Below are 10,896 nucleotides of genomic sequence, written 5' to 3' on the forward strand. Positions count from 1 at the left end.
GCGCCAAGTAGTAATGGGGGAGAGGCTGGGTTATTTCTGCATACCAACAATAATTTAGATGCGGCGCCTAATTTGCAATTTACAATTGTTCCGATTTTATATGTCGATCCTGCGTATGCACGTGAAGGTCCGGCATTCACCCTTCCCTTTTACATCACCCTTCCCGAAAGTCGAAACACAAATGCATCGGCAATTATGATTGGAGAAAAGGCTGCCGATTTGATAAAAGTTGGAACAAAATTGCCTCAATGATGGTGAAAGCCTCAGAAATAGCCTTCCGCCGCACTGCCTTACAAGTAGGCTTCTCCAGTCAAAGTCATTTGACGCAACAGTTTAAGCGCCTGACTGGAATGACACCGAAACAGGTTCGCCCTTCACCATAAGAATTTGACAAATCGTCGTAAGAATCTGAAAGAAGACAAGCATTGGAACTCAATACACTTTAGATAAATAGAATCAGGAGAATCCAATCCAGACTTCCCCGCATAACGTTTCAAGAGTCTTAATCACAAATTTAGAACACTACCCAAAAGGGTAAGTCCATCCGCGATCACCCTCACTGCATACATCAGGAGATTACACCATCATGGTCAAAGAACACACTGTAGACAAACAAGCAAATTCACAAGCGATCGTCGACCTGACACCAGCCCAGAAGTTTTTACAAGAACTTTGGGAAGAGCATCTGCGGCACGAGTTTGGCACTCACAACGTTGAAGATGCTCTTGCCACAATGGTTGAGGATGCTTATGTTAATGACATTCCGGTAATGACCGGGGGAGTAGGGAAACCAGCACTGCGCGAGTTTTATTCCAAATACGGCATTCCACAAATACCGCCAGACATGGAGCTAATCCCAATCTCGCGCACGATTGGAACCGATCGGCTTGTCGATGAAATGCTGGTTAAGTTCACTCATACCATCCGAATGGACTGGATGCTACCTGGCATTGCTCCGACAGGGAAACGGGTTGAAGTGGCATTGGTAGCGATCGTTCAGTTCCGTGGCGACAAGCTAGCCCACGAACACATCTACTGGGATCAGGCGAGCGTATTGGTTCAACTCGGCTTGCTTGATCCTGGGAAGCTGCCTGTTGTGGGCGTTGAAAGTGCGCGTAAGGCGATCGATCCGAGCTTGCCCTCAAACGCATTGATCGATCGCGCCAGCGATCGCCACTAAGCATGAATTCGGATTTCTCATAACAATTTTAATGGTGAACAACTAGCCTGTAACTGAATTTCAAGCGATCGCCCTTGGAATTCAGTCTGTCATTTTCACTCGCCTAGTCAATCGCGTTCAAAGCTAAGCTCAGTCAAATTTTTAGCCATTATAACTGCGAGACTTGTGAGAAATTCGGGTGTGAGCATTAAAGAACTTACAGTTTTAAAATTTCCATTATGGTTTCTCAAAAAAACAAACGAATTGCAGTCATCGGCGCTGGCATATCAGGAATTCCGGCAGCCAACGTACTCAAAAAAAATGGTGTGACTTGAAGAAGATTTTGGACAGGTTGTCCAACTTTACCTTCCAAAAATGGATGCCAACTTCTCCTTCCAAAAACGTCCAAAAAATAGCATAAAGGAAAACTAAACTGTTCAAACCTTATACCTATATGCAAGATAACGGTTTTGGTAATAGCGATCGCAACGCGGGAGCAACACTTGTGAGGAATCCGGTTCAAGGGAAAAGTTGCCCAAGGGTAGTATTAAAGCGGATCTGTGTCCATCTTCTTCTCCCATTTTTGTTACTATGTCCATTTTCTTTATCCAAAAAAAGCGATCGCTTGATTAATGCTTTAACGAAGTTTTAGGTATTTCAGCTTACAACTTGTCCAACTTCTCCTTCCAAAAGCTGTCCAAAATCTTCTTAAAATCACAAATGGATATGAGGCTGTTGTTTTTGAGAAGTCTACTGAGATTGGTGGTGTATGGGCAGTAGCATACCCAGAAGTTCGCCTTCAGAACATTAGTTCGCAATATCATTTATCCGACTTTCCTTGGACGTTCGCACCTGATTTACATCCTACGCAACTCCAAATTCGACAATATGGCGATTAACGTGCGAGGACTATTTTTATGCATGAAATATGAGATTGAGCAAATGCTGACTCAAGGATCGGGCGCGATTGTTAATACCTCCTCAATTGTAGGGTTGATTGCTCTTCCTGGGGCATCTCCTTACGTTGCGAGTAAACATGCCGTCATGGGGTTAACGCGATCGGCAGCACTGGACTATGCCAAGCAGGGCATTCGGATTAATGCGGTGAATCCTGGCAGCATTGCGACTGAGGCTTTTGATCGTACCTTGATGAAAATGGGCATCACGGCTGACGCTCTGACAGCGATGGTACCGATAGGTCGCATTGCTCAAGCAGAAGAAGTCGCTCAAGTCGTTGTTTTTCTATGTTCTGATGCTGCGAGCTATATCACAGGGCAACCGTTTGCGATTGATGGCGGATATACAGCGAGTTAATTTTTGATTTTTGATGGTGGATTCACAGTGAATCGATCCATTTCAAGAGAGAACAACCGGACTTAATTTTAGGAGAAATAGAATGATACTTCAGGATAAAGTGGCGTTAGTTACTGGAGGCGCATCGGGAATTGGCAGAGCAACAGCGATCGCCTTCGGTGCTGCGGGAGCCAAAGTGGTCTTCTCGGACATACGTAGCACCGAAGGTGAAGAAACGGCTGATTTGATTCGCGAGACTGGGGCAGAATGCTTGTTCGTGAAATCAGATGTATCGAGTGAGGTGGATGTCCGGGAATTGGTGCAGAAAGCGATCGCAACCTACGGCAAACTCGATTGTGCCTTTAACAATGCTGGAATCGATCTTGCTGTTAAACCACTGCACGAACAAGCGGTAGAGGATTTTGACAAGATCGTGTCGATCAATGCACGAGGGCTATTTCTCTGTATGAAATACGAAATTCAGCAGATGCTAACCCAAGGCGCAGGCGTGATCGTGAACAATTCATCAACGAATGGTCTCGTTGCGCTTCCGGGGATCTCTCCTTACGTTGCCAGCAAACATGCAGTGATGGGGCTAACGGGATCGGCTGCTCTCGATTATGCCAAACAGGGCATTCGGATCAATGCTGTCAATCCTGGTCCGATCGCGACTGACCTCATGGCTCGTAGCGCTGACCAGATGGACATCACGTTCGATGATCTTGGGTCTTGGGTTCCAATGGGTCGGATCGGTCAGGCAACGGAAATTGCTCAAGCGGTTGTGTTTCTCTGCTCTGATGCTGCCAGCTATATCACTGGACAACCCTTAGCGATCGATGGCGGATATACAGCGAGTTAATTTTTGATCGTTAATGGTGGACTCACAGCGAACCGATCCATTTCAAGAGAGAACAAATAGGCTTGATTTTCAAATCGCAACTAAAGGAGTTCTATGTCAACTTTTGTCTTAGTTCATGGCTCCTGGCATGATGGTTCTGCATGGATTGCAGTCGTTCACCATCTAGAAGCAAAAGGACATCTGGCGTTTGCTCCCACGATCGCCGGACATGGTAAAAGCGTAGATAAAAACGTTAACCATGCTCAATGTACACAATCGATCGTCGATTACATTGTTGGCAAAGACTTAACCGATATTGTTCTCTTAGGTCATAGTTTCGGTGGCACGATTATTGCGAAAGTTGCCGAAGCGATTGGCGATCGCATTCGACGGCTCATCTTCTTCGATGCCTTTGTCCTCAACGATGGAGAGAGCCTTAGAGATAACGTTCCACCGCATCTTCAAACATTACTCGACGAGCTAGTTAGAGAATCAAACGATCAGATGATGGTTATACCTTTTGAGATGTGGCGAGAAGCGTTTCTCAACGATGCTGACCTCGATTTGGCTCGATCGAGTTACGCACAACTATCCCCTGAACCGTATCAACCGTGGATTGACAAGCTGGACTTGAGGCAGTTTTACTCGCTGCCCATTCCTAAAAGTTACCTCTACTGTACAGAAGATAATGTCCTCCCTCAAGGCGAACAGTGGGGTTGGCATCCTTTGAATGTCTAACTGCTTGGGGCTATTTCGGCTTGTACAAATGCCCGGTAGTCACGAGGTAATGTTTTCTAACCCGATCGGTTTAGCAGAAAAGATTATTGTGGCAGGGCGCGACTAGCAGCAGAATTTGCAATCGCCAACCCACTAATGTCGCCGTCATTCAACAAACAATAACCTGAAAAGGAGAAATCATGACAACTACATACCGTCACAGTGCTGCTTTCAACGATCTCGCAGCACTGCTCACAGGACAGCTTTTTCTCCCTCACGATGCTGATTATGAACAGGTGCGTCAACTCTGGAATGGTAAGGTGAAGACACAACCCGCTGCGATCGCTCGTTGTCTCACTGTACAAGATGTCATTCATACAGTTCGCTGGACAAGGACACATGGGCTGCTCCTCTCAGTTCGAGCTGGAGGACACGATCCTGCTGGACGAGCGTTGTCTGAGGGCGTGGTGATTGATTTGTCTCAGATGAGAACCGTCACCGTTGATCCAGACCAGCGCACAGCTCACGTTCAAGCTGGAGCAACGATAGGTGACCTGATCGAGGCAACCGCTCAATATGGGTTGGTGACAGCGACAGGAAACTGCACCGTCGTTGGCATGGCTGGATTTACCTTGGGAGGAGGATACAGCCCTCTCACAGGAGCGTATGGGCTGGGTGTTGATAATCTACTGTCTGCACAAGTGGTCACCGCCGATGGGCAACTTGTAACCGCAAACGCCGAAGAACATCCCGATCTGCTTTGGGGATTACGCGGCGGTGGCGGTAACTTTGGAGTTGTCGTTTCCCTGGAGTATCGCCTGCATCCACTCACAACCGTGTTATCTGGGATGCTGCTCTATCCGCTAGAGCAAGCTAGAACCGTGTTACGCCGTTTGAACGATTTCATTGCTACTGTCCCCGATGAATTGACGATTCAGTCTGGGTTCATTCAGATGCCAGAGGGCGCGACAGTTCTCCTTCTCTTACCGATCTACTGTGGTGAGAGCGCAGCAGGTGAGCAAGTAATCGCACCCCTACGAACCTTTGGTACTGTGCTAGTCGATCAGGTGCAATCCATGACGTATCGCGAATTTATTCATCAGTGGGATGCGAATGTACCGAAGGGGGGTCACTACTATTGCAACACACAGTCGATCAAAGGGTTTCAGCCTGAAATCATTGACACACTGATCGAACAGGGATTGCCATTTTCTTCCCCATTTTCAATGATTGCGCTGCATCACTTTCATGGAGCCGCGAGCCGCGTCGGTGCGTCGGAAACTGCTTTTGCACTGCGACAGGATCATTTGATGGTTGAGCTAATCGCAGCTTGGGAGCCACAGGACGATGAGCAGCGGCATATTCAATGGGCACAGCACATCTCACAGGCACTTGCGCCTTATGCCTTCAAAGGCGGATACATCAATCTCCTAGATGAGCAAGAACAGGAGCGCGTTCGGCTTGCCTTCGGGTCGAACTATGAGCGATTGCTCGATCTTAAGCAGAAATACGATCCAGATGATGTGTTTCGATCGACGATCGGACATCTCGCACCCTATTCGCTTACACGGTAAGACTCTGACAAATCATCGTCGTTCATAACAGGTGAAACATTGATGGTAGATGGTGGGTTTGTAGCGCAATAGTCGATCGGCAGTGCGAAACGTTGCGACCAGGTAGCGATCGACGCACACGGTAAGACTCGGATAGAACATGACATCAGCAAAGCCCTAACACAAAGTGTAGAGCGCACCAACGGCACTCTGCGCGGCTCAAACTGGACGGACCGCATCGACGACAAAATAAGTTCAGCAAGTTATGGCAGCTTTCCTGAGCTAACTGTGCGATTAGTTGTGACCTACTTCAACTGGATCTGGCGACATTCATGCTTAAGAACTACAACTGCACAACGTGCAGAGTTAACCGAGCGGACTTGGACTTGGAATGATATTGCTGCCTATCCCACACTTTTGTAGCGCACAACCGAATCATCGTGCTTAATTTTGCATTGGCTTCTTTAAGTTGACAATGCCCTCTGCCTGTTTGTCTGTCATATTGAATTTAACTCAGATAAGTAGAGAACTCGTTATGATAATCGAAAAAGAAGCAACTTATCAAATTCCCGTGTCGAGGGGTGATATGAGGAATATGCGTCGCCCTAATCTTACGAATCCCGGGATTAGGTAGCAGCAGTCGGTCTAGCTCCCTTAATTCGGACATTAGATCGACTCTGAGCAGCCTAATTCGCCGTATTGGAAGATTAGGCGACGAGATTCGATCTAACGTCCAGAGTCTGGGCATTAGGTGGAAAGAGTTAGTCTTACTAATAGTTAAGAATTTCAACTGTTTAACGGAGATGAGGATATTAAGTCATGCAACCACAATGGATCAAAACCGATCATCACAAAGCCGTCTACGAAGCTTATGGTTACGTTCCCGGTGCGACAGCATCTGGCAGATTTGCATTTATCTCCGGACAGCTTGGGGTGGAAGAGGACGGCAGCGTGATTGATGATCCGCAAATGCAGATCGCGCGCGCCTTTGCTAATTTGGGAGAGATAGTCAAGGCAATTCCCGCCAGCCCACGAGATGTTGTTGATATCACAACCTTTCATATCGGCTTGCGAGAACATTATCAGATAGTAAGCACAGAGAAAAAGAAGTTTTTTGGTGATTGGCATCCAGCCTGGACAGCCATCGGTATCACTGAGCTGGGTATTGAAGGGCTGATCCTAGAGATTCGCGCGGTTGTACTTTTGCCGCCTATCGATTAGGACTATTTGGGAGTTACCCCTCTTTAATCACTCTAGGCAAAGTAATATAGCAGAAAGTCCCTCTAATAGAGGGGCATTGTCAACTTAAAGAAGCCAATGCCCTCAAAGGTCTTTTCTCACTGGTGACCAGTCCAAAACATGGTTTTTGGATATCATCTTTTACAATTTGAGGCATTGAATTAGCGGACACCACAAAGTCCGTTAGAACCAGTTGCAACGTAAGACTCTGACAAATCATCATCGTTCATAACAGGTGAAACATTAATGGTAGATGGTGGGTTTGTAGCGCAATAGTCGATCGGCAGTGCGAAACGTTGCGACCAGGTAGCGATCGACACCGATATGAATCCCGCAGACAGCGACTTTGCCGAGGGGATGACCAAGATGACTGCCCTCGGTCGCTATGGACAGGGTGACGAGGTTGCTGGCATGGTCTTTTTATCTTGCCAGTCCTGAAGCCGCCTTTGTCACAGGCGCGAGCCTCAAAATTGATGGCGGCTATACCGCTTGAACGAGACGTAATCAAATTTGTAATCCCTAAACTCGACCAGGAAAACACGATGTCACAAAAACTCTCATGCAAAGTCGCCCTCGTCACTGGCGGCACCAGCGGCATCGGTCTTGCTACTGCCAAGCGATTTGTCGCTGAAGGCGCCTATGTTTTTATCACGGGTCGTCGTCAGACTGAGCTTGATGCTGCTGTAAACGAGATTGGTAAAAACGTGATGGGCATTCAGGGCGATGTCTCAAATCTGGCAGACCTCGATCGGCTTTACGCCACGATCGAGCAAGAGCAAGGTCACTTGGATGTGATCTTTGCTAATGCTGGCGTTGGACAACCCATCCCGCTCGGATCGATCACCGAAGAACACTTTGACAAAACGTTCAACACCAATGTCAAAGGTCTACTTTTCACTGTGCAGAAGGCACTGCCGCTGATACCAGAGGGCGGTTCCATCATCCTGAATGCCTCAACTGCTTCTATCGTTGGCACTCCAGCATTCAGCGTTTACGGCGCGACTAAAGCTGCCGTGCGATCGTTTGCCCGCAACTGGACACTCGACCTTAAAGAACGCAAAATCCGGGTGAATGCTATTAGTCCTGGCATGGTTCCGACTCCTGGTTACGATCAATTTGGATTCAGTGAAGAGCAGGCGAAAGAATTTGTGGAGAGCCAAGCTAAAAATATTCCATTGGGACGAGTTGGCACGCCCGACGAGATTGCCAAAGCTGTTGTCTTTCTCGCTTCAGATGACAGCAGCTTTGTAAACGGCATTGAGCTATTCGTCGATGGCGGCATGGCACAAATCTAAATAGGTGCTGTGTCCAGAGCGGTCAGCTAACCATTCAAATTCAGCATTCATAGGAGATTGCAATGCCTTACGTTACTGTCGGTCAAGAAAATTCTGCAACGATTGATCTCTACTACGAAGATCTGGGGACAGGTCAACCGCTTGTTCTCATTCATGGATTTCCCCTCAACGGTCATTCCTGGGAAAAGCAGGTCTTAGTGCTGCTAAATGCAGGGTATCGAGTCATTACCTACGATCGCAGAGGATTTGGGAATTCTAGCCAACCCTCATTTGGCTATGACTACGATACCTTTACAGCAGATTTGAACGTGCTGATGACCCAGCTTGACTTGCAGGATGCTGTGCTGGTCGGCTTCTCAATGGGAACAGGCGAAGTTACGCGCTATCTTGGCAAATATGGCTCAGAGCGGGTGCAGAAAGCCGTGCTGATAGCTCCAGTGCCGCCCTTTTTGCTGAAGACCGATGATAATCCTGAAGGCGTTTATCAAAGCGTTTTTGATGGCATTATGAAAGCGATTGTTGAAGATCGTCCAGCTTACTTTTCTGCATTTTTCAGAGAATTCTTCAATGTGGATGTGTTGCTTGGTGATTCTCGTTCCGAGAGGCTACGTCAACGCATCAGCAACGATGCCATTCAAGCCAGTTGGAATGTTGCCGTAGGTGCGTCTGCCAAAGGAACGTTGGATTGTGTACCTTCCTGGCTGACTGATTTTCGTGATGATCTGCCCCGCATTGACGTGCCAACCCTGATCATTCATGGAGATAGCGATCGCATTTTGCCACTGGAATCCACCGCAGCAAGACTCCCGAAGCTAATTAAAAACAGTCAACTGGTTGTCATCCCTGGCGGACCGCACGCCATCAATTGGACTCATGCTGATCAGGTCAATCCCTTGTTATTGGACTTTCTTCAGGGGTAATTATTTATCGAGTTCTTTATCGCTGAAAGGGTTCTAATATGTTTTCTAGACTGATGATAGCGGTTGCAACCACAGTGCTAATGATTGTGACCTCTTGTAGCTTTCCAACGATAGCACCAGGCAAAAGTGCGATTGCTCAAGTGCCAGGTGTCTATCCATTCAAGTTAGGTGATTTCAAAATTATAGTTCTGAGCGACGGCACACTCCCCCAAGATTTACATACGCTGCTGCCGAATACGAACCCAACAGAAACCGATCGCCTGCTTCAGAAAAACTTTCTGACTAATCCTGTCGAGACATCGATTAATGCTTTCCTGATCGACACTGGAGAGCAACAAGTACTCGTGGACACGGGAGCCGGAACCTTTTTTGGTTCAAAACTGGGTGGCAAGCTTCAAACATCGTTAAAAGCAGCAGGCTACACACCTAACGAAATTGATGCAGTTCTTCTGACTCATATTCATACCGATCATAGTGGGGGGCTGGTCGAACAGGGGAAACGGGTGTTTCCTGCTGCCACGCTCTATGTCGGCAAGCCAGATGTCGATTTCTGGTTTGATCGAGCGAATGCCACGCGATTCAACGTTGCTGAAAAGTACTTTGACGAAGCCGCGAAAACTGTCAAACCTTATTTAGATGCGGGCAAGGTGAAATCGTTTTCTGGCAAGACAGCTTTGCTACCGGGAATCACCGCGCATCCCACACCCGGACACACTCCTGGTCATAGCTGCTATGTGGCGGCAAGCAAGGGCGAGAGCATCGAGTTTTGGGGCGATATTGTCCACTTTGCTTCGGTGCAATTTCCCAAGCCAGAAATTACAGTTGCTTATGATGTCGATGCCAATGCTGCTGCGGCACAACGCAAAAAACAGTTTGCGAGAGCGGAAGCATCCCGAATTTTGATAGCAGGCGCACATTTGCCCTTTCCCGGCGTTGGACACCTTCGGGCAGCAGATCGAGGTTATGCCTGGGTGCCAGTGGATTACCGCTGGCGTGAACCCTAAAGGATTCATAGCAATCATTTTAGCAACTTGATGATAGTTGCGATTACACCACAACTATTCAAGCAAACTTCAAGCTGATGATAGTTGCGACCGCACCACAACCATTCGAGCAAACTTCAAGCCACAAATTGTAGGGTGGGCACTGCCCACAAAGCTTTGATGTGAAGGGTTTTACAAAATGGTGGGCATCGCCCACCCTACTAGCTCGCCATCTACCATAAGAATCTGGAAGAAATCAAGCATTGGAACTCACTACATTTCAGATCAATCATTTTAGACGTAAGAAGGCTGATATGGAGTACATGCAAGCTGCGGTACTGACCGCTTTTGGTAGCACTGAGGTATTTGAATTTCAAACCATACCGAAGCCAGTTCCAAAAGCGACCCAAGTTCTGGTGAAAGTATACGCGACATCGATCAATCCCATTGATTATCAAACTCGTCGGGGTGACTACAAAGATTTAATTCGTCTCCCTGCAATTATCGGAGTGGACGTTTCGGGTGTGATTGAAGCTATTGGAGAGGCAGTCACCCATTTCCAGGTCGGAGATGAAGTTTACTAAGCTGTTAAGCATTTAATTTGCACATTGAGATCGCAGGGGGGCAGGGGAGAGGGTTTGCAGCTTTTATTACCATAAAAATGGTGCAATTAAAATGACGATTAGCTTAAAGGATTTGGGGCAGGGGGAAAGGGCTTAAATCCTAAACCTAGTACCCTTCCCCCTTTTCCCAGCCTGAAAAAGCGCATTTTTGGGTTGGCAAACTACTAGTACAGCACGGCGGAAATAAACCAAGCATTATTGTGAGAAACTAAGAAAGTAGAGTCAAAGCAGTTTAGGCTGAAAACAAAGGAACCTAGTGTGGCACGGTTAGCTCCA

14 protein-coding genes and 2 pseudogenes are annotated in these 10,896 nt (G+C 47.4%); 13 read left to right on the forward strand and 3 right to left on the reverse strand.

The features are described 5' to 3' along the window. The 3 genes and pseudogenes from H6G97_RS36875 to H6G97_RS36885 all read left to right on the forward strand — a co-directional run. Window positions 1-252: pseudogene (locus H6G97_RS36875) on the forward strand (hypothetical protein); the annotation flags it as partial. Continuing rightward, window positions 249-383 carry a helix-turn-helix domain-containing protein gene (locus H6G97_RS51585; RefSeq protein ID WP_199349909.1) on the forward strand — a complete coding sequence of 45 codons (135 nt, stop codon included), beginning with the start codon at window positions 249-251 and terminating at the stop codon, window positions 381-383. The pseudogene H6G97_RS36875 and the gene H6G97_RS51585, both read left to right, overlap by 4 nt. A 203-nt stretch (window positions 384-586) precedes the next feature. Continuing rightward, the gene (locus H6G97_RS36885; RefSeq protein WP_190945649.1) at window positions 587-1,180 is read left to right on the forward strand and encodes an ester cyclase; all 594 of its coding nucleotides are present in this window, start codon (window positions 587-589) and stop codon (window positions 1,178-1,180) included. A 226-nt stretch (window positions 1,181-1,406) separates the two neighbouring features. Here H6G97_RS36885 and H6G97_RS36890 read toward each other — a convergent pair whose 3' ends face one another. Then, entirely contained in the window at window positions 1,407-1,682 is a 276-nt protein-coding gene (locus H6G97_RS36890; protein WP_190945651.1) for a hypothetical protein, read from the reverse strand. A gap of 365 nt (window positions 1,683-2,047) precedes the next feature. Here H6G97_RS36890 and H6G97_RS36895 point away from each other — a divergent pair, with 365 nt between their 5' ends. The 4 genes from H6G97_RS36895 to H6G97_RS36910 all read left to right on the forward strand — a co-directional run bounded on the left by H6G97_RS36895 (window position 2,048) and on the right by H6G97_RS36910 (window position 5,581). Beyond that, window positions 2,048-2,473 (forward strand): SDR family oxidoreductase, encoded by a 426-nt coding sequence (locus tag H6G97_RS36895; protein WP_190945653.1) that lies wholly within the window; start codon window positions 2,048-2,050, stop codon window positions 2,471-2,473. Window positions 2,474-2,555: 82 nt separating this feature from the next. Further along, window positions 2,556-3,311: an SDR family oxidoreductase gene (locus H6G97_RS36900; protein WP_190945655.1), complete on the forward strand. Its 756-nt coding sequence runs from the start codon at window positions 2,556-2,558 to the stop codon at window positions 3,309-3,311. Window positions 3,312-3,404: 93 nt separating this feature from the next. Further along, entirely contained in the window at window positions 3,405-4,028 is a 624-nt protein-coding gene (locus tag H6G97_RS36905) for an alpha/beta hydrolase (RefSeq protein ID WP_242055797.1), read from the forward strand. A 179-nt stretch (window positions 4,029-4,207) separates the two neighbouring features. Beyond that, window positions 4,208-5,581 carry an FAD-binding oxidoreductase gene (locus tag H6G97_RS36910; protein WP_190945657.1) on the forward strand — a complete coding sequence of 458 codons (1,374 nt, stop codon included), beginning with the start codon at window positions 4,208-4,210 and terminating at the stop codon, window positions 5,579-5,581. Here H6G97_RS36910 and H6G97_RS36915 read toward each other — a convergent pair. Then, on the reverse strand, window positions 5,563-5,727 hold the full coding sequence (locus H6G97_RS36915) for a hypothetical protein (protein ID WP_190945659.1): 165 nt from the start codon (window positions 5,725-5,727) through the stop codon (window positions 5,563-5,565). The genes H6G97_RS36910 and H6G97_RS36915 overlap by 19 nt on opposite strands. Between H6G97_RS36915 and H6G97_RS53550 the strand changes: the two are divergent. Continuing rightward, window positions 5,714-5,983, forward strand: a pseudogene (locus H6G97_RS53550) (IS1 family transposase); the annotation flags it as partial. The gene H6G97_RS36915 and the pseudogene H6G97_RS53550 sit on opposite strands and share 14 nt — an antisense overlap. Before the next feature lie 396 nt (window positions 5,984-6,379). Next, window positions 6,380-6,781, forward strand: a complete 402-nt coding sequence (locus tag H6G97_RS36920; RefSeq protein WP_190945661.1) for a Rid family hydrolase — start codon at window positions 6,380-6,382, stop codon at window positions 6,779-6,781. Window positions 6,782-6,960: 179 nt separating this feature from the next. Here the strand turns inward: H6G97_RS36920 and H6G97_RS36925 are convergent, their stop codons facing one another. Beyond that, the gene (locus H6G97_RS36925) at window positions 6,961-7,164 is read right to left on the reverse strand and encodes a hypothetical protein (RefSeq protein WP_190945663.1); all 204 of its coding nucleotides are present in this window, start codon (window positions 7,162-7,164) and stop codon (window positions 6,961-6,963) included. Window positions 7,165-7,341: 177 nt separating this feature from the next. On the opposite strand from H6G97_RS36925, the gene H6G97_RS36930 reads away from it, so the two are divergent. The 4 genes from H6G97_RS36930 to H6G97_RS36945 all read left to right on the forward strand — a co-directional run bounded on the left by H6G97_RS36930 (window position 7,342) and on the right by H6G97_RS36945 (window position 10,581). Then, window positions 7,342-8,094, forward strand: a complete 753-nt coding sequence (locus H6G97_RS36930; protein ID WP_190945666.1) for a glucose 1-dehydrogenase — start codon at window positions 7,342-7,344, stop codon at window positions 8,092-8,094. A gap of 62 nt (window positions 8,095-8,156) precedes the next feature. Beyond that, window positions 8,157-9,014: an alpha/beta fold hydrolase gene (locus tag H6G97_RS36935; protein WP_190945668.1), complete on the forward strand. Its 858-nt coding sequence runs from the start codon at window positions 8,157-8,159 to the stop codon at window positions 9,012-9,014. Between the two features lie 80 nt (window positions 9,015-9,094). Further along, window positions 9,095-10,018 (forward strand): MBL fold metallo-hydrolase, encoded by a 924-nt coding sequence (locus tag H6G97_RS36940; RefSeq protein ID WP_242055798.1) that lies wholly within the window; start codon window positions 9,095-9,097, stop codon window positions 10,016-10,018. Between the two features lie 293 nt (window positions 10,019-10,311). After that, on the forward strand, window positions 10,312-10,581 hold the full coding sequence (locus tag H6G97_RS36945) for an alcohol dehydrogenase catalytic domain-containing protein (protein WP_242055799.1): 270 nt from the start codon (window positions 10,312-10,314) through the stop codon (window positions 10,579-10,581). Window positions 10,582-10,896: the final 315 nt, after the last annotated feature.

Origin of the sequence: Nostoc flagelliforme FACHB-838, assembly GCF_014698065.1 — a bacterium.
Lineage (GTDB): Bacteria > Cyanobacteriota > Cyanobacteriia > Cyanobacteriales > Nostocaceae > Nostoc > Nostoc flagelliforme_B.